Here is an 18,078-nt window from a genome sequence, read left to right on the forward strand (position 1 = left end):
CCGGATCTCATGGATTTGGTGGCTACATGTAGCCAGTCTACGTATATAGTCGTTCGGCATGGACGCACTCCCGGTCGCGAGACTCCAGTTCGCGACGACGACCTCGTTCCACTTCCTGTTCGTGCTGCTCACGCTGGGTCTGGTCACGCTGGTGGCCGTGATGCAGACGCGCTGGACGCTCGGCGGCAAGCCCGAGCTGCTGCGGATGACCCGCTTCTGGGGCCGGTTGTACGTGATCAATTACGCGCTGGGGATCGTCACCGGAATCGTGATGGAATTCCAGTTCGGGCTCACCTGGACCGGGCTTTCCGCATTCGCCGGCGACGTCTTCGGCGCACCGCTGGCCATCGAGACGCTGGTCGCGTTCTTCCTCGAGTCGACGTTCCTCGGCCTGTGGATCTTCGGCTTCGGGCGCCTGAACAAGTGGCTGCACCTGGCACTGGTCTGGCTGGTCACGCTGACCGCGTACGCGTCGGCGATGTTCATCATGGTGGCCAACTCGTTCCTGCAGAACCCGGTCGGCAGCCGGCTCGAGGGCGGCACCCTGCGCCTCGACGACTTCGGGGCGCTGTTCTCGAACCCGGCGCTGGTCGCGTCGCTGCCGCACGTGCTCAGCGCGGCGCTGGTGACCGGCGGGTTCTTCGTGGTCGGCGTCAGCGCGTACCACTTCCTCAAGCGGACGACGGAGATCGAGTTCTTCCGCCGGTCGATGCGGATCGGCGTGGTCGCCGCGCTGGTCGGCTCGATCTTCGTGGTCAACCAGGGCTTCGCGCAGTTCGGCGAGCTGAAGATGTACCAGCCGGACAAGCTGGGCGAAGCCTCGGTGGGCGCGCCGCTCGGCGCGATGATCACGCTCGGGTTCCTCATGCTGCTCTGCGCGCTGCTGGGCACGCTGCTGCTGGTCCGGAACTGGGTCACGAAGGCCCGGTTCCTGCACTACCTGATGGTCGCGGCGATCCCGCTGCCGTTCGTCGCGGCCATCATGGGCTGGCTGGTGCGCGAGCTCGGCCGCCAGCCGTGGCTGGTCTGGGGGAAGCTGCGCACCGCGGACGCGATCGCGGGCGTCCCCGGCGGCCAGATCCTGTTCTCCTTCATCGCCTTCTCACTGCTGTTCGCCGCGCTCGCGGTCGCCGACTGGGTGCTCATGGCGCGCGTCGCCAAGCGCGGCCCGGAGCCGGTCGACGAGCCCGCCGAGCTGCCCGTCCTGAGCGGAGTCTGACCGATGGTGACCTTCTGGTGGTGCGTGCTCGGCCTGCTGACCTGCGGGTACTTCGCGCTGGCCGGCTACGACTACGGCGTCGGCATGCTCCTGCCCGCGTTCGAAGCCGACGAGCGGAAGCGGCGGCAGACGCTCGGCGCGCTCGGGCCGTTCTTCCTGGCCAACGAGGTCTGGCTGGTCGCGGCCGTCGGCCTGCTCTTCGGCGCGTTCCCGCACCTGGAGGGCAAGGTGTTCGCCGGGGCGTACGTCCTGGTCGTGACGCTGTTGCTCGGCCTCGTGACGTTCACGGCGTCGCTGCAGCTGCGCAGCCGCCGCCCGGACGCCCGCCGCGGCGCCTGGACCGCGGGCATCGTCGGCGGCGCGCTGGTGACGGCGATGTCGTGGGGCCTGTTCCTCGGCAACCTGGTCGTCGGGCTGCCCCCGGTCGCCGACGTGCTCGCGTTCTTCACCCCCTACGCGGCGCTGTGGGGCCTCGGCTTCGTCGCCTTGTTCTGCCTGCAGGGCGCGGCGTTCCTCGCCGTCCGGGCGCCGGCGGAGCTGACCGGCCGCGCGGTGCGGCTGGCCCGCGCGTGCACCGCACCCGTGTGCGCGTTCCTGGTCGTCGCCACGGGCTGGGGGTTCTTCGCGCTGGACGGCGTGACAATCCTCGGCGGCGGTGTCGTCGTCCTGGCGTTCACGGCTTTCGCCGTCTGCTGGCTGGGGTTGCGGACTCGCCGGTACCGGGTGGCGCTCGCCGGGTCGATGCTGCTGTCGGCGTGCCCGGCGCTGCTGGCCGGGACGCTGCGGTTCCCGACGGTGCTGGTGTCCTCGGGCGCCCCGCTGACCGTCGGCGACGCGGCGACGGCGGCCGGGACGTTCGCCGTCCTGGGCTGGTTCGCCGCGCCCGCGCTGGTGGTGCTGCTGGTCGTCCAGTGGCTGACGTGGCGCGCGCACCGGCACCCGCTCGACCAGCGTTCGCTGCTGCACTTCTAGGGGGACGCCGTGCCTGCCTTGCCCGGACTCCGGCCGTACCTGGCCGTACTGGCCACGCTCGGGGTGCTCTCCGCCGCAGCCGTCCTGATCCAGGCCGAGGGCCTGGCCACGCTGCTCACCGGCGGCGGGGTTTCGCTCTTCCTGGTCGTGGCGGTCGTCTTCCGGGGCGCGCTCGCCTGGGGCCACGGTGTCCTCAGTGGACGGTTCGCGGCATCGGTGCGCGGCGGCCTGCGACGTCGGCTGCTCGGCTCCGCCTCGGACCGCGCCGGGGTCGTCGCCACGCAGATCACCCGGGGCGTCGACGCGACGGACAGCTACCTGACCGGGTACCTGCCGTCGCTGGTGGTGTCGGTGGTCGTGCCGATCGCGGTCGTCGTGCGGCTGTTCACGACGGACCTGGTGTCGGCACTGGTGGTCACCGCGACCCTGCCGTTGATCCCGGTGTTCGCGATCCTCGTCGGCAAGCACACCGCGGCGCGCACCGCCCGGCAGTGGTCGCTGCTGACCAGGCTGGGCGGGCACTTCCTCGACGTCGTGCGCGGGCTCGGGACGCTGAAGGTGTTCGGGCGGGCGTCGGCGCAGGCGTCGACGGTCCGGGCGATGGCGTCCGCGCACGCCGACGCGACCTTGAAGACGTTGCGGGTCGCCTTCCTGTCGTCCCTGGTGCTGGAGCTGGTCGCGACCTTGTCCGTGGCCCTGGTGGCGGTGCCGATCGGGTTCCGGCTGCTGTCCGGTTCTCTCGACGCGCGGACGGCTCTGCTGGTGTTGGTGCTGGCACCGGAGGCGTACCTGCCGCTGCGCGCGGCGGGCGCGAAGTTCCACGCGGCCGCCGAGGGGTTGACGGCGTTGCGGGAAGCCCTCGCCGCGCCCGTGGTTTCCGTTCGGTCCGGGACGCGGTGCCGTCGCCGGGGCGCGCCTTCGCTGGAACTGGAGCGGGTCTCGGTCGTCCACGACGGCGTTCCCGCTCTGTCCGAAGTGGACTTGCGCGTGCCCGCCGGTTCGCGGGTGGCGCTGGTGGGGCCGAGCGGGTCCGGGAAGAGCACGCTGCTGTCGGTGGTGCTGGGGTTCGTCCCGCCGACCTCGGGGCGAGTCCTCGTCGACGGCGTGGACCTGCGCACGCTCTCCCTGTCCGACTGGCTGGCCGACGTGGCGTGGGTCCCGCAACGGCCGACGCTGTTCCGCGGTTCGCTGGCTTCCAATATCGCGTTGGGCGGCCCGGCCGACGTTCCCGCGGCGGCCCGGGCGGCGGCCCTCGATTCCGTGGCTTCCGGGTTGCCCGACGGCTTTTCGACCCAGGTGGGCGAACTGGGCGAGGTCCTGTCGGCGGGACAGCGTCAGCGGGTGGGGCTGGCGCGGGCACTGGCCCGGACTTCGGCGGGCTTGGTGCTCCTCGACGAACCGACGGCCCGCCTGGACTCCCGCACGGAGGCGGCGGTCCTGTCGGCGACGCGACGGCTGCTCCCCGGCCGTACTTCCCTGCTGGTCGCCCACCGACCGGCGATGATCGCCCTGGCCGACCGGGTGGTCGAGCTGCGCGACGGCCGGGTGTGCGCGGAGGTGGCGGCGTGAGCCGGCGGCGACATGAGCCGGACGCGCCCACGGCCCCCAGACGCCGTGGCGGCGTGAGCATCTGGGCCGTCTCCGCGCGGGACGTTCGGCGGCTCCTGCGTGCCGCGCTCCTGGGCGCCGGGGCCGAACTCGCCGCCCTCGCGCTCATGGCCACCGCCGCGTGGCTGCTGCTGCGGGCCGCCGAGCAACCTCCGCTCGGGGCACTGACCGTGGCCATCGTCGCCGTCCGGACGCTCGCCCTGCTGCGCGGCGGGCTCCGGTACGCCGAACGGCTCGCCGGGCACGAAGTCGTCCTGCGGTGGCTCGGCGCCCTCCGCACCCGTGTCTACCAGGCCCTCGTCCCCGGCTCGCGCCACTCCGGCGGCGACCTCGTCACCCGGCTCGTGTCCGATGTGGACGCTCTGCAGGACGCCGTGCTCCGGTGGCTGCTGCCCACCGGGGTCGCCGCGCTCGTCGGGGCGGTCGCCGTCGGGGTCACGGCCACCGCGTCCGGGCCTGCCGCCGTCGCCCTCGCGGCCGGGCTGCTCGTCGCCGGCGGGCTGCTGCCGTGGCTGGTCGCGCGTGTCACCCGGCGGGCCGCCGCCGAGGACGCGCCGAGGCGGGCCGAGCTCGCCGAACGCGCCGTCGAACTCGTCACCGGGCACCGGGAGCTGCTGGCCGCCGGCGCACTGGACGAACACCGCGACCGGGCGGCCGCCGTCGTCGACCACCTCGCCCGGAACGAACGGGCCGTTTCGGCCAAGACGGCCGCGGCGACCGCCGCCGGGACGCTCGTCCAGCTGGGCACCACGGCGGCCGTCGCCCTGCTGTGCCACGCCTCCGTGCCGTGGACCGCCGCGCTCACGCTGGGCGCCATGACCGCGTTCGAGGTCGTCCTCCCGCTCGTCGGGGCCGCCCGGCGCGTCCCGGAAATCCGGGCGTCGGCCGCTCGCGTGCGGGCCGTCCTCGCCACGCCCGTCCCGCCGAGCGGCACGCGGGTCGTCCGAAGTGGACACTTCCGGCTGGAGAAGGCCGGCGTCCGGTACCCGGGTCGCGCCCCCGCGCTGAGGGACATCGACCTCGACCTCCCGCCGGGCAAGCGCGTCGGGATCCTCGGGCCCAGCGGCGCCGGCAAGACGACCCTGCTCCGCCTGCTCCTCGGCACCGCAACCGCGACCGACGGCCGGGTGACCCTCGACGGCCACCCGCTCGACGAGTACGACCTGCCGAAGCTCGTCTCGGGCGCCGAAGCCGACGCCCACGTCTTCCACGCGACCGTCCGCGAGAACCTCGTGATCGCCAAACCGGACGCCACCGACGAAGAAATGCGGGACGCCTGCGAAACCGCCGGGTTCGACCTGGACCTCGACCGCGCGACCGGCCCCGACGGCGCCGCGTTGTCAGGCGGCCAGCGTCAACGGCTGATCCTCGCCCGCGCGGTCCTGGCGGCGCCGGAGGTCCTGGTGCTCGACGAGCCGGTCGAAGGCCTCGACCCCGCGCACGGTGACGCCGTCCTCGCTCGGGTGCTCGCGAAAGCGCGAGGCAGCGTCGTGCTCGTCACGCACCGGCCCGAGCACCTCGACGGCTTCGACGAGGTCCTCACCCTCGAGGACGGGCGAGCACTTCCCGCATCGGCGGCCGGTCCGCGACCCGGACGTCGGTGACGTCGGGCAGCCACTCCTCGTCGACCTGCACGAACTGGGTGAACGGCGCGTCGGCGGCCGGGACTCCGCAGCGCGAAAGGGCCGTGCCGAGGATCTGCCGGGACATCGCGCCGAGCTGCAGCAGCGACCGGTTCCGGTGCTTGCGGACGCCGAGGTTGACCTGCGCGAGCCCGTCGAGGCCGTAGCGGGCCTCGGCGTCGAGCAGCAGCCCGATCTCGACGCCGTACCCGGCGGCGAACGGCACCGACTCGAGGAACTCGCGGGTGCCCGCGTACTCGCCGCCGAGGGGCTGGACCAGCCCGCCGAGCGACGGGCGCAGCGCCGACAGCACCGGCCGCGCCAGCAGCTCGGTGACGCGCCCGCCGCCCGTGCTCTCCAGCCGCAGCGGCCGCCGGTAGAAGCCTTTGACCAGGTGGACGCCGGATTCGGAGACCAGCGGCCCGAGCAGGGAGGGCACGAACGACGGGTCCGGGTCGACGAGGTCGGAGTCGAGGAAGACGACGAAGTCGCCGCGGGTCGCGGCCAGCGAGCGCCACAGCACCTCACCCTTGCCGGGCACCGGCGGCAGGTCGGGAAGGACGTCTTCGCGGCGGACCACGCGCGCGCCCGCGGCCTCGGCGACCCGCGCGGTCGCGTCCGTCGATCCGGAGTCCACGACGATCAGCTCGTCGACGACGCTGCCGACCAGCGGCCGGACCGACGCGACGACGTCGCCCACGGTCCGCTCTTCGTCCAGTGCCGGTAGCACGACCGAAACCGTCCGGTCACCCTTCGCGGTCACGATGTCCTCGGGCGTCCAACCGGGCTCCTGCCACGTACGCCGCTCGAACCAACTCACGAGTAACGATCGTGCCATGCTGGTGCTACCGCACCCGAGGAGGAGGATCACTTGATCGCGCTGCTTGTCCGGTTCGTGCTGGGCCCGCTGGCCAGGGCGGTGTACCGGCCCGAGGTGCACGGCGTCGAGAACGTGCCCGAGACCGGCCCGGTCCTGCTGGCGGCCAACCACCGCGCGGCGCTCGACACCGGCGTGATCACGTTCGCGACCCCGCGGCAGGTCAAGTTCCTCGGCAAGGCGGAGTACTTCGTCGGCAAGGGCCTCAAGGGCAAGGCACTGGCCGGCTTCCTCGGCGGCCTCGGCTACGTCCCGGTCGAGCGCGGCAACGCCCAGGCCGGGCTGGCCGCGCTGGAAGCCGCCCGCAAGGTTCTCGACGCGGGCGGCGTCTTCGCGATCTACCCCGAGGGCACCCGCTCCCTGGACGGCCGCCTCCACCGCGGCCACACCGGCGTCGCGGCGCTGGCCCTGGCGACGGGCGCGAAGGTGGTGCCGGTCGCGCTGTCCGGCACCGAAGGCCTCCAGCCCGCCGGAGCCCGCATCCCCCGCCTCGCGAAGATCAGCATCACGTTCGGCAAGCCCCTCGACTTCTCCCGCTACGAGGGCCAGGACTACTCGCCGGCGATCCGCCGCTCGGTCACCGACGAGGTGATGTACCAGATCCTCGAGCTGTCGGGCCAGGAGTACGTGGACACCTACCACAAGCGGCCCAGCGAAGGCGTCGCCTGAGCGTCACCACGGCACCGGACCTTCGTCGTCGACGAAGGTGCCGGTCGGGCCGTCCGGCGGGATCGTCGCCATCCGCACCGCCGCCACCGCGCCCTGGGCCGGGGTGCGGAACCCGGAACCGCCGTTCAAGTCCGTCGCGCAGAAGCCCGGGCACACCGCGTTGACCAGGATCCCGTCGGGACGCAGCTCCCGCGCGTACTGCAGGGTCAGCGACGTCAACGCGGTCTTCGACGGGGTGTAGCCGGCGGAAATCGGCAGCTGAGCCTCGGGGTCGGCGTTCCTGGTCAGTGACGCGGCGCTGCTGGAGACGTTGACGACGCGCGGCGCGGCCGAGCGGCGCAGCAATGGCAGCAGGGTGTTCGTGACCGTGATGACGCCGAAGAAGTTCGTCTCGAAGATCGTGCGCAGCGTGCCCAGGTCGGCGGTGCTGGGGCTCTGCTGCGCGAGCTCCGTGCCCGGCGGGCGGGCGACGGCGGCGTTGTTGACCAGCACGTCGAGCCGGCCGTAGCGCTCGTCGAGGTGCGCGGCGGCCGCGGCGACCGACGCCGGGTCGGTCACGTCGAGGACCACCGAATCCACGCCCAGCTCCGCGGCCGCTTTCTCGCCCAGTTCGGCGCTGCGGGCGCCGATGACGACGGTGTGCCCGAGAGCGGCCAGCTGGGCGGCGATCTCGCGGCCGATGCCCTTGTTCGCACCGGTGACCAAAGTGATTTCGTCCATGGCTCCAGCACACCAGCGGGGCCCCCGCGCGAGCCAACACCGATGCCGCATCGGCCGATACTCTGGTGGTATGGAGACGCGGGAGCTCGCGTATTTCGTCGCCGTCGCCGAGGAGCTGCACTTCGGCCGGGCGGCACAGCGCCTCGGCATGGCGCAGCCGCCGCTCTCGCGCGCCATCCAGCAGCTCGAACGCCGCATGGGCGTGCCCCTGCTGGACCGCACGAGCCGCGGGGTGACGCTGACCCCCGCGGGCGTGGTTTTCCTTGCGGAGAGCCGCAAAGCGCTCGACGCGGTGGACGCCGCGGTGCGCCGGGCGCAGCGCGCGGGGCAGGAGGAGCCGAAGCTGCTCGTGGCGATGAAGCCCGACGGCGACGCCGGCCTGCTCGCGCGGATCCTCCCCGGTTACCGGGCCGATCCGGACGCGATCGAGGTCGAGGTCGTCGTCGGCGGGATCGGCGAGCAGTCCCGCATGCTGCGCGACGGCCGCGTCGACCTGGCGTTCCTGCACGGCCCGCACGACGACCTCGCCGGGTTCGACACCGAGTTGCTCCTGGAGCAGGACCAGCTGGCGTTGCTCCCCCGCGGCCACCGCCTGGCCGACCGGGCGGCGCTGGTGCTCGCCGATCTGGAGGGCGAGCCGTTCCCCCGGTGGCCCGGCAAAGACGTGCCCGGGCCCGAGGTCCGGGATCCCGGCCAGCTGCTCCAGCTCGTGGCGCTGGGTCAGGTCGTCGCGGTGGTCCCGGAGTCGGCCCGGCGCCACGTGCGCGCGGACGTCGTGTGCGTGCCGGTGCTCGACGCGCCGAGGACGACGGTGCTGCTGGCGTGGCCCGATCGGACGCGGTCCCGGGCGGTGGCCGCGTTCGTCCGGGCGAGCACGGACGTCAGATCCCCGGCGCTCCCTTCGCCCACTTAGGCGGGGCCGGCGGAACGTAGGTCTCGAACCGGTCGAGCAGCACCGCCGCGTCCGCGTCCACCATCAGCAGGTCCCGGTAGTCCGCCTTGACGAAGCCCTCGGTCACCATGTGGTCGGCGAACGCGACCAGCGGGCCGTAGTAGCCGTCGACGTCGACCAGGCCGATCGGCTTGCCGTGCAGGCCCAGCTGCGCCCAGGTCCAGACCTCGAAGAGCTCCTCGAGGGTGCCCGCGCCGCCCGGGAGGGCCAGGAAGCCGTCCGACAGGGCCGCCATCTTGGCCTTGCGCTCGTGCATGTCCCGGACGACGTGCAGTTCGGACAGTCCGGCGTGCGAGATTTCGACCGACGACAGGGCCTCCGGGATCACGCCGATCACCTCGCCGCCCGCGGCCAGCGCCGCGTCCGCGACGACGCCCATCGTGCCGACGCTCGCCCCGCCGTACACCAGGCCGATGCCGCGCTGGGCCAGCAGCTTGCCGAGCGCGGCCGCCTGCTCGGCGTAGCGCGGCGAGAACCCCATCGACGAGCCGCAGAACACGCAGATCCGGCTCATCAGTGCGTGTCCTCCCACGCCTGGTAGGACTCCTGGACCACGCGGACGGCGTCGTCGATGTCGTCGGTGACGTGCAGCAGGTCGAGGTCGTGCGGGCTGATCTTGCCCTCGGCCTGGACGGTCTTGGCGATCCAGTCGTAGAGGCCGCCCCAGTAGTCGCTGCCGAACAGCACCACCGGGAACTTCGTGACCTTCTTGGTCTGCACCAGCGTCAGCGCCTCGAACAGCTCGTCGAGCGTGCCGAATCCGCCGGGCAGGCAGATGAAGGCCTGCGAATACTTGATGAACATCGTCTTGCGGGCGAAGAAGTACCGGAAGTTGACGCCCAGATCGACCCACGGGTTCAGGCCCTGCTCGAACGGCAGCTCGATGCCGAGGCCGATCGAGAAGCCGCCGGCCTCGGCCGCGCCGCGGTTGACGGCCTCCATCGCGCCCGGGCCGCCGCCGGTCATCACGGCGAAGCCGGCGTTGGCCAGCGCGGCGCCGATCTTGCGGCCGAGCTCGTACTCCGGGTTCTCGCGCTTGGTGCGCGCCGAGCCGAACACGGTGACCGCGCGCGGGACCTCGGCGAGCGCGCCGAAGCCCTCGACGAACTCGGCCTGGATCCGCAGCACCCGCCACGGGTCGGTGTGCACCCAGTCGCTCGGGCCGCGCGCGTCCAGCAGCCGCTGGTCGGTGGTGCTGCCCTGGTCACGGCGGTCGCGGCGGAGCACCACCGGGCCCTTGTGCCGCTCGACCGGCCGTTCGGGGTACTGGCCGTCCGGCCATTCAGACTGTTCGCTCACTACGCCATGCTACGGCCTCGCCGCCGGCGAAAATGCCCGGAGCGCCGTGGAGGTGAAGTCGATGGCGGGCTCGTTACCGGGCCATGAACTCAGGTCGTCGGCGCAGCGGGAACCCCGGCCGTCGAAGGATTCATACGGACGGGTGCATTCCTTCGCGCCCGCCGGGAACGCACCGTCCCTCCAAAGTGGACATTTCGAGGTCGGGCACCCCGTCGTACCGCGCGTTCCAGGCGCCGAGGTTCGCTCCGGTGCGGCCTTCGCGGCCACCGTCACGAACGGAAGCAGGCGCTCCACTTCGTTAGGAAAATTGGCTATTCAGCGCGGAGAACGCTGTCCCGGCGCGGCCACGGGCGTCGATATGTCCGTTTCCGCGGCTTCGGTGCTGATGACCTACCGTGGTCCCATGACCGAACCGCTCGGCGCGCGGATCCGGCGGCTGCGCACCGACCGCGGGTGGACCCAGCGCGAGCTGGCCGAGCCCGGCTACGACCGCGGCTTCCTGGCGAAGGTCGAGACCGGCAGCCGGCCGCCGTCCGAGGAGATGCTGACCTACCTGGCACGACGGCTCGGCCTGACCGTCGACGAGCTGCGCTTCGGCCGTCCCCGCGGCGTCGCCGACGAGCTGCGCGCGTCGCTCGACGAGGGTTACCGCGACCTGGAACAGGGCCGGGTCGCCGTCGCGGAAGAGCGGTTCGCGTCGGTCGCGCGGCAGGCGGCGGGCTACCACCTCGACGACGTCGAGTGCTACGCGCGGTTCTGCCAGGCCGAGGTCAAGTGGCAGCTGTTCGACGTCTCGGCCGCGCAGAAGCAGCTGGAGCACGCCGAGGAGCTGGCCGGTGCGGCGCCGCCGTGGCTGCGGGCGATGATCGTGCACCGCTGGTCGGGCTGCCGGTACCTGAGCGGCGACGCGGGCACGGCGATCGCGCGCGTCGAGACGGCCCTGGCCGCCCCCGATCTCGACCCCGATGCCGAGTTGTGCCTGCTCAGCGCGTTGATCCACCCGCTGATGGAGATGGGCGGGCTGCACCGGGCGCAGCGCGCGGCCCTCGCCGGCCACCGGCTGGCGAAGGCGGCGACGCGGCCGGACTTCGTCGCGCGGTTCCACCGGCAGGCATCGCAGGTGTGGCAGGCGACGGGTCAGTCCGACCGGGCCGAGCAGGACCTGATCGAGGCGTGCCGCCTGTTCGCGTCGGTGGGGTTCGAGCGCGACGCGGCCCGCTGCCGCTGGGCGCGCGGGTACCTCCTGCGTCGGCTCGGCCGGCTCGAGGAAGCGCGCTCGGAGCTGACGGCCGCGCGGGACCAGCTGGCCGCGATCGGCGCGGAGGAGGGCGTCGCGGGGGCGACGCTCGAGCTGGCCGAGGTCCGGCTTCGCCAGGGCGCGCCCGCCGAAGCGGCGTCCCTGGTCTCGGCGGTCTGGCCCCTGCTGGCCCGCGACGTCGAATCCCTGGGCGAGGCAACGGGCCTGCGCGGCCAGATCGCCCAGGCCCACGGCGACCTCCCCACCGCGACCCGCCTCCTCCGCGAAGCGGCGGAAATCCAGACCCGCGCGTCCCTGCACGGCGCGGCCGTCTCGACGTCCCTTCGCCTCGGCGACGTCCTCCGACAACGTGGTCATCTCGACGAAGCCATCGAGGCCTACCGCCAAGGCCTGGACTCCGCCATCCCCGACGCCTGACCGTGTCGACCCCCCACTCACGCGTGATGCCCCTCTGATCACGCGTGATGCCCGTCCAATCACGTGTGATGCCCCTCCCGTCACAGGCTCGGGCCGGGACCCGGGTACCCGGACGGGCATCTCGCGTGATTGGGGAGGCATCACGCGTGATTGAAGGGGCATCACTCGTGATTGAAGGGTCGACACGGTGGACCACGGCGGGGTGGTGGTCCGGGCTGGGCAAGTTTCCTACCAAAGTTGGTGAATTGGTTCAGACCAGTCGGCAAGGCGGGGGTTTCCTGCGGTTTTGTCCGACGGGCCGTGATCTTCGACGGCGGGGGGTGGGCCGTTCGGCCCATTGACCGACCGGCGACCGGAACCTTTACTCGGACGCGTCCAGCCCAATAACACCAGTTATTCCGCTGGACACACTCCCCGCGTCCCCCGGAAAGGTGCCCCATGAGATCCCCACGAGGGCTGGCGGCGATCGCCGGCCTGGTCCTGACCTTCGCGGTGCCGGCGATCCCGGCCACCGCCGCCCCGGCCCAGCCCCAAGCCGTCCCGCCCGAGGCGCTCGCCGCCCGGGCCGCCGACCAGGCCGCGCTCGGCGGCGTCGACCGGCTTGCCAAGGGCGCCGCCGAGACGTTCGTCCGCACCGGCGTCACGCCGGGCGGCGGCGGCCTCTACTACGCCTCCTACCAGCGCACTTACCACGGCCTGCCGGTCGTCGGCGGCGACGCGGTCGTCGTCGCCGACGGCGCCGGGCGCGTCCGCGGCACCGAAGCGGCGCACACCGCTCCGATCGCCGTCACGACCCAGCCGACGCTCAAAGCCGAGCAGGCCACCAGGATCGCCAGGGCCAAGGTGTCCACAGTGGACACCGTCAGCGCGCCCCAGCTCGTCGTGCTGGCCGGCGACGCCCCCAAGCTCGCCTACGAAGTCGTCGTCAGCGGCCGCGACAACGCCAAGCCGACCAAGCTGCACGTCTTCGTCGACGGCGCGACCGGCCAGGTCCTCGACACCCGCGACGACGTCCGCGAGGCGGGCACCGGCAACTCCTACTACGCCGGGACCGTCTCGATCGACACGTCCGGCTCCGGCAGCTCCTACTCGATGACCGACCCGTCCCGCCGCGGCATCGCCTGCGGCCGCGAAGGCGGCGCGATCTTCACCAAGAACAGCAACACCTGGGGCAACAGCTCGGGCACCGACCTCGAAACCGGCTGCGTCGACGCCCTCTACAGCGTCCAGACCGAGTGGAAGATGCTCGGCGACTGGCTCGGCCGCAACGGCATCGACGGGGCCGGCGGCGGCTTCCGCGCGAGCGTCGGCCTCAACGACGTCAACGCCTACTGGGACGGCTCCTCGACGCACTTCGGGCACTCCCAGGACAACCAGCGCCAGGCGACGCCGATGGACGTCGTCGGGCACGAGTTCGGGCACGCGATCTTCCAGACGACGCCCGGTGGCGCCGGGTCCGGCAACGAGAACGGCGGGCTCAACGAGTCCACCGGCGACATCTTCGGCGCACTGACCGAGCACTACGCCAACAACCCCGTCGACACGCCGGACTACACCGTCGGCGAGGGCGTCAACCTCACCGGCACGGGCCCGATCCGGTACATGTACAACCCGTCGCAGGAGGGCGACCCGAACTGCTACTCGTCGTCGATCCCGAGCACCGAGGTGCACGCCGCGGCCGGCCCGCAGAACCACTGGTTCTACCTGCTCGCCGAGGGCAGCAACGCCTCGCCGGCCAGTCCGACGTGCAACGGCTCCAGCGTCACCGGCATCGGCATCCAGAAGGCCGGCAAGATCTTCTACAACGGCCTGCTGAAGAAGACGTCCTCCTGGAACCACAAGGCCGCCCGCAAAGCCACCCTCGAAGCCGCGATCGCGCTCTTCCCCGGCAGCTGCAGCGAGTTCAACGCCACCAAGGCCGCGTGGGACGCCGTCTCCGTCACCGCCGCGACCGGTGAGCCGACCTGCAGCGGCCAGCCGCCGGCCGGCAACGACTACTCGCTGACGCTGTCGCCGACGTCCGCGTCCGTCCAACCCGGACAGACGGCGACCACGACGGTGACCACCCGGATCACCTCGGGCAACGCCCAGACCGTGTCGCTGCTGGCCACCGGCCTGCCCGAGGGCGCCAAGGCGACCTTCAGCCCGGCGAGCGTCCAGTCCGGCGGGACGTCGACGCTGACCATCACCACCTCGGCGACCACGCCGCAGGGCACCAGCCAGGTGACGGTCACCGGTGACGGCACCGACGCCGACCACACCGCGCAGTTCTCGCTGACCGTCGGCACCGGCACCCCGCCGACCGGCTGCGGCGGGCTCGCCGAGTGGGACTCCGCGAAGGCCTACGTGCCCAACGACGTCGTGAGCCACAACGGTCACAAGTGGACGTCCACCTGGTACTCGACCGGAGCCGAGCCCGGCGCACCCGGTTCGTGGGCCGTGTGGAGCGACGCCGGCGCCTGCTGATCCCGGTCGCGCGGCGGCGGGCGACTCCCCCGCCGCCGCGCGGCCTACCCTGAACCCGTGGAAAGGCGGCCCGAGTGAGCGACAGCGTCGGCGAACGCTTGCGTGAGCTGCGCACCGAGCGCGGGCTCACGCAGCGCGAACTGGCCGGGCCGCAGTATTCGGCGGCGTACGTGTCTTCGGTCGAGACAGGCGCGCGGACCCCGTCCGGCGACGCGCTGCGGTTCTTCGCCCAGCAGCTGGGCATCGACCCCGACGAGCTGCTCGGCGGCAGCTCGCCGCGGGAGCTCCTCGAACTGGACCTCGAGCTGATCGAGACGGCGGACCGGTTCCTCACCGGCGACGCCCGCCGCGCGACGCCGCGGATGCAGCGGATCCGGCGCCAGGCCGAGCGCCTGGAACGGACGCGGCAGGCCGGGATCGCGCTGCTGTGGCTGGCCGGGTACTCGAGCGGCGACGTCCGCACGAAGTACGTCGCGGAGGCCGAAACCGCGTTGTCGGGCGAGCCGCCGCCGGTGCGGGCGATGGTCGTCCCGCTGCGCGCGGCCGTGCTCTCCGACTGGGGCGAGGCGCAGTATTCCTTGCACCTGCTGGAAACCTGCCACGCGGAGCTGCTGCGCGACGGCTACCCGCAGCCGTCGATGCTGCTGACCCTGCGGGCGTGCCTCGCCGAGCGGCACCTGCGGCAAGGCGATCTGGAGCGGGCCGCGGAGTACGCCGAGTCGGCGCTGCGGCTCACCCGGGGCGGGCCGGCGGTGCTGGCCGAGCTGACCCGCAGTCACGTCGAGGTGTGCCGCAGCCACCTGGCGGCCGACCGGTTCGCCGACGCGGCCGCTTCGGTCTCGGCGGCCTACGACCTGATGCAGGAACGGGCGCTGCACCCGGCGATGGCGCACTGCCTGCTGGCCAGGGCCCGGGTCCGCGGCCGCGCGGGTGACGTCGAGGGCGCGCTGGCCGACCTCGGCGCGGCGCGCGAAACGGCCTGGCCGGACGACGTCCCGGCGATCACGGTCGAGCTGGCGGCGGAGTACCTGGCCGCGGGCCGGCTGGAGACGGCGTCCGCGCTGCTCGACCAGGTGCGGCCGTCGGTGGTGGCGGGTACGTCGCTGGCGGCGGAGCTGCGGCTGCAACTGGGCGCGCTGGCGCGGGCCCGCGGCGACGTCCGGGGCGCGGCGGAGTACCTGCGGACGGCGGTCGAGCTCGCCACCGGGCTCGGGGCGCGGGGTGTGCTCGTGCGCGCGCTGCGGCCGTTGAGCGAGCTCTTGGGCGAGACCGGACGGCGGGAAGAAGCCGCGAACGTGCTGCGGAACGGGCTGATCGCGTTGGGCGCGGAAGCCGACTGACAACGTTTTCCTGAGCACTACGAACGATTCCCGGTGATCGAGATCGTCCGGCGTTCGGATGGTGTCCGGGACAGTCCCTACGAAAGTCGTTCCGGCGCGGAATGCGGTGAGAACGCCCAGCACGGGCGGGGTTTGTACGAATTGGGTCGCGAATCCGAAAGGTGACGTTGGTCCGTTCGGCGCATTGACGCCCGGATGCCCGGGTCCCTTTACTCGGATGCGTCCGGACGCATACCTCCTGTTGATCCCCGGGACACGTCCCCCTTTCCTTCACCGCCCCTCCTTCGTGGAAGGAAGAACTCGATGACCCATCGTGGGTTCAGAACGGGCTTGGCGGCCGCCGCCGGGCTCGCCATGACGCTCGCGCTGCCGGTGACCCCGGCGAGCGCGGCTCCGGCGGCCCAGCCCGCCGCACCGGATGTCGCCGCGGCCCGCGCCGCCGACCAGGCCGCCGTTTCGGGACTGGACGCGCTCAAGCGCGGACCAGCGGAATCTTTCCGGCGCGTCGGGCTCACCGCCGGTGGCGGCGGGCTGTTCTACGGCGCCTACCAGCGGACATACCAGGGCCTGCGGGTCGTGGGCGGCGACGCCGTGGTCGTCGCCGACGGGGCCGGCCGCGTCCGCGGCACCAGTGCCGCCGAAACCGCGCCGATCACCGTCGGGACGCAGGCCGCGCTCGACGCCGCGAAGGCCGCGGCCACCGCACGCGCTCAACTGCCCACAGTGGACAGTGTGAGCACGCCGGAGAAGGTCGTGCTGGCCGGGGCGAGCCCCAAGCTGGCCTACGAGGTCGTCGTCGCCGGGCGCACCGCCGCGGCGCCGAGCAACCTGCACGTGTTCGTCGACGCCGCGACCGGCGCGGTGCTCGACAAGCGCGACGACGTGAAGACGTTCGCCTCCGGGGCGCGCACCCAGGCCCAGCCGGGCACGGTGAACGTGGCCGGCACCGGCAACAGCTACTACGTCGGCAACGTCTCCATCGACACCACGCAGTCCGGCAGCACGTACACGCTGCGCGACCCGGGCCGGACCGGCATCAGCTGCGGCCGCGAGGGCGGCTCCGTCTACAGTGGACCGGACAACAACTGGGGCAACGGCACCGGCACGGACCTCGAGACCGGCTGCGTCGACGTCCTCTACAGCGTCCAGACCGAGTGGAAGATGCTCGCCGACTGGCTCGGCCGCAACGGCATCAACGGCAGCGGCACCGGCTACCCGGCGTCCGTCGGCCTCGCCGACGTCAACGCCTACTGGAACGGCTCGTCGACGCACTTCGGCCACTCGCAGGACAACCAGCGCCAGGCCACCTCGATGGACGTCGTCGGCCACGAGTTCGGGCACGGCATCTTCCAGTTCACCCCGGGCGGTGCCGGTTCCGGCAACGAGAACGGCGGCATGAACGAGTCGACCGGCGACATCTTCGGCGCGCTGACCGAGGCGTACGCGAACAACGCCAAGGACACCCCGGACTACGAGGTCGGCGAGGGCGTCAACCTGGTCGGCCAGGGCCCGATCCGCTACATGTACCAGCCGTCGAAGGTCGGCGACCCGAACTGCTACTCGTCGTCGATCCCGAGCACCGAGGTGCACGCCGCGGCCGGTCCGCAGAACCACTGGTTCTACCTGCTCGCCGAGGGCTCGAACCCGGGTGGCGGCAAGCCGGCCAGCCCGACGTGCAACAACTCGTCGGTCACCGGGGTCGGCATCCAGAAGGCCGGCAAGATCTTCTACAACGGCCTGCTGAAGAAGACCTCGTCGTGGAACCACAAGGCCGCCCGCAAGGCGACCCTCGAAGCCGCGATCGCGCTCTTCCCCGGCAGCTGCACCGAGTTCAACGCCACCAAGGCCGCGTGGGACGCCGTCTCCGTCACCGCCGCGACCGGTGAGCCGGCCTCGTGCAGCGGTGGCGGGCCGGACTTCTCCGTCGCGCTGAACCCGGCTTCGGGTTCGGTGCAGCCGGGCGCCTCGGCGACCACCACGATCAGCACCGCGATCACCTCCGGCGCGGCGCAGTCGATCACGCTGTCCGCCTCGGGCCTGCCCGCCGGCGCGACCGCGACGTTCAGCCCGGCCACCATCTCCTCCGGCGGCAGCTCGACGCTGACCATCGCGACCTCCGCGTCGACTCCGGCCGGCAGCTTCCCGATCACCATCACCGCCGACGGGGCGAGCACCGACCACACGGCGCAGTACACGCTGAGCGTCGGGACCACGGGCTCGTGCGCCGCGGTGACCAACTCGACCCGGCTGACCATCCCGGACTACCCGGGTGCCGCGGTCAGCAGCACCACCACCGTGGCGGGCTGCGCGCGCAACGCGTCCAACGCCACCAAGGTCGAGGTGCACATCACCCACACCTACAGCGGTGACCTGGTCCTCGACCTGGTCGCGCCGGACGGCACCGCCTACCGGCTGAAGAACTCGTCCAGCAACTCGACGCCGAACATCGACACCACCTACACCGTCAACGCTTCTTCGGAAGCCGCGAACGGCGCGTGGCAGCTCCGCATCCGAGACGTCGGCCCCGCCGACACCGGTTACCTGTCCTCCTGGACGTTGACCGTGTAGCACTCCCCCGAAGTCCGTGAATGCCACATTGAGGGACTTCAAGTCCCTCAATGTGGCATTCACGGCGGTTCTCCCAACCCCCACCGAAGGA

Annotated in this window: 14 protein-coding genes; 10 read left to right on the forward strand and 4 right to left on the reverse strand. The window is 72.3% G+C overall.

Going from position 1 to position 18,078, the window contains the following annotated elements; all coding sequences use genetic code 11:
• Nucleotides 1-58 precede the first annotated feature (58 nt).
• Genes ACWEN0_RS23575 through cydC form a run of 4 tightly spaced genes read left to right on the forward strand, consistent with a single transcriptional unit; the run spans nt 59 to nt 5,403 of the window.
• Nucleotides 59-1,219, forward strand: a complete 1,161-nt coding sequence (locus ACWEN0_RS23575) for a cytochrome ubiquinol oxidase subunit I (RefSeq protein WP_451977228.1) — start codon at nt 59-61, stop codon at nt 1,217-1,219.
• Nucleotides 1,220-1,222: 3 nt separating this feature from the next.
• Nucleotides 1,223-2,191 (forward strand): cytochrome d ubiquinol oxidase subunit II, encoded by a 969-nt coding sequence (locus ACWEN0_RS23580; protein ID WP_451977231.1) that lies wholly within the window; start codon nt 1,223-1,225, stop codon nt 2,189-2,191.
• A 9-nt stretch (nt 2,192-2,200) separates the two neighbouring features.
• Entirely contained in the window at nt 2,201-3,760 is a 1,560-nt protein-coding gene (gene cydD, locus ACWEN0_RS23585) for a thiol reductant ABC exporter subunit CydD (RefSeq protein ID WP_451977234.1), read from the forward strand.
• 53 nt (nt 3,761-3,813) lie between these two features.
• On the forward strand, nt 3,814-5,403 hold the full coding sequence (cydC, locus tag ACWEN0_RS23590) for a thiol reductant ABC exporter subunit CydC (protein WP_451977237.1): 1,590 nt from the start codon (nt 3,814-3,816) through the stop codon (nt 5,401-5,403).
• On the opposite strand, the gene ACWEN0_RS23595 is transcribed toward cydC, so the two are convergent.
• Nucleotides 5,339-6,241 carry a glucosyl-3-phosphoglycerate synthase gene (locus ACWEN0_RS23595; protein ID WP_451977240.1) on the reverse strand — a complete coding sequence of 301 codons (903 nt, stop codon included), beginning with the start codon at nt 6,239-6,241 and terminating at the stop codon, nt 5,339-5,341. The two genes, cydC and ACWEN0_RS23595, sit on opposite strands and share 65 nt — an antisense overlap.
• Nucleotides 6,242-6,292: 51 nt before the next feature.
• Between ACWEN0_RS23595 and ACWEN0_RS23600 the strand changes: the two genes are divergently transcribed.
• Nucleotides 6,293-6,967, forward strand: coding sequence for a lysophospholipid acyltransferase family protein (locus tag ACWEN0_RS23600; RefSeq protein WP_451977243.1), 675 nt, complete (start codon nt 6,293-6,295; stop codon nt 6,965-6,967).
• 3 nt (nt 6,968-6,970) lie between these two features.
• Here ACWEN0_RS23600 and ACWEN0_RS23605 read toward each other — a convergent pair whose 3' ends face one another.
• A complete protein-coding gene (locus ACWEN0_RS23605; protein WP_451977246.1) occupies nt 6,971-7,687 on the reverse strand; it encodes an SDR family oxidoreductase in 717 nt (238 codons plus the stop codon).
• A gap of 70 nt (nt 7,688-7,757) precedes the next feature.
• On the opposite strand from ACWEN0_RS23605, the gene ACWEN0_RS23610 reads away from it, so the two are divergent.
• The gene (locus tag ACWEN0_RS23610) at nt 7,758-8,600 is read left to right on the forward strand and encodes a LysR family transcriptional regulator (protein ID WP_451977249.1); all 843 of its coding nucleotides are present in this window, start codon (nt 7,758-7,760) and stop codon (nt 8,598-8,600) included.
• Here the strand turns inward: ACWEN0_RS23610 and ACWEN0_RS23615 are convergent.
• Both ACWEN0_RS23615 and ACWEN0_RS23620 read right to left on the reverse strand, forming a co-directional pair.
• Complete coding sequence (locus ACWEN0_RS23615) at nt 8,569-9,153, reverse strand: LOG family protein (RefSeq protein WP_451977252.1); 585 nt, start codon at nt 9,151-9,153, stop codon at nt 8,569-8,571. The two genes, ACWEN0_RS23610 and ACWEN0_RS23615, sit on opposite strands and share 32 nt — an antisense overlap.
• Nucleotides 9,153-9,938, reverse strand: coding sequence for an LOG family protein (locus tag ACWEN0_RS23620; RefSeq protein WP_451977255.1), 786 nt, complete (start codon nt 9,936-9,938; stop codon nt 9,153-9,155). The genes ACWEN0_RS23615 and ACWEN0_RS23620 overlap by 1 nt, the downstream gene beginning before the upstream one ends.
• Nucleotides 9,939-10,323: 385 nt before the next feature.
• Here ACWEN0_RS23620 and ACWEN0_RS23625 point away from each other — a divergent pair, with 385 nt between their 5' ends.
• From ACWEN0_RS23625 to ACWEN0_RS23640, 4 genes are all read left to right on the forward strand, one after another.
• Entirely contained in the window at nt 10,324-11,613 is a 1,290-nt protein-coding gene (locus tag ACWEN0_RS23625) for a helix-turn-helix domain-containing protein (protein WP_451978143.1), read from the forward strand.
• Between the two features lie 438 nt (nt 11,614-12,051).
• Nucleotides 12,052-14,079, forward strand: coding sequence for a M4 family metallopeptidase (locus tag ACWEN0_RS23630; RefSeq protein ID WP_451977258.1), 2,028 nt, complete (start codon nt 12,052-12,054; stop codon nt 14,077-14,079).
• A 74-nt stretch (nt 14,080-14,153) separates the two neighbouring features.
• A complete protein-coding gene (locus ACWEN0_RS23635) occupies nt 14,154-15,419 on the forward strand; it encodes a helix-turn-helix domain-containing protein (RefSeq protein ID WP_451977261.1) in 1,266 nt (421 codons plus the stop codon).
• Between the two features lie 303 nt (nt 15,420-15,722).
• On the forward strand, nt 15,723-17,987 hold the full coding sequence (locus ACWEN0_RS23640) for a M4 family metallopeptidase (protein ID WP_451977264.1): 2,265 nt from the start codon (nt 15,723-15,725) through the stop codon (nt 17,985-17,987).
• Nucleotides 17,988-18,078: the final 91 nt, after the last annotated feature.

It is taken from the genome of Amycolatopsis sp. NPDC004378, assembly GCF_053602455.1.

Bases quoted from the DNA above. Each gene is read 5' to 3' on its own strand.
- ACWEN0_RS23575 (WP_451977228.1), top strand. From the start codon at position 59: ATGGACGCACTCCCGGTCGCGAGACTCCAGTTCGCGACGACGACCTCG.
- ACWEN0_RS23580 (WP_451977231.1), top strand. From the start codon at position 1,223: ATGGTGACCTTCTGGTGGTGCGTGCTCGGCCTGCTGACCTGCGGGTAC.
- ACWEN0_RS23605 (WP_451977246.1), bottom strand. From the start codon at position 7,687: ATGGACGAAATCACTTTGGTCACCGGTGCGAACAAGGGCATCGGCCGC.
- ACWEN0_RS23610 (WP_451977249.1), top strand. From the start codon at position 7,758: ATGGAGACGCGGGAGCTCGCGTATTTCGTCGCCGTCGCCGAGGAGCTG.
- ACWEN0_RS23615 (WP_451977252.1), bottom strand. From the start codon at position 9,153: ATGAGCCGGATCTGCGTGTTCTGCGGCTCGTCGATGGGGTTCTCGCCG.
- ACWEN0_RS23625 (WP_451978143.1), top strand. From the start codon at position 10,324: ATGACCTACCGTGGTCCCATGACCGAACCGCTCGGCGCGCGGATCCGG.
- ACWEN0_RS23630 (WP_451977258.1), top strand. From the start codon at position 12,052: ATGAGATCCCCACGAGGGCTGGCGGCGATCGCCGGCCTGGTCCTGACC.
- ACWEN0_RS23640 (WP_451977264.1), top strand. From the start codon at position 15,723: ATGACCCATCGTGGGTTCAGAACGGGCTTGGCGGCCGCCGCCGGGCTC.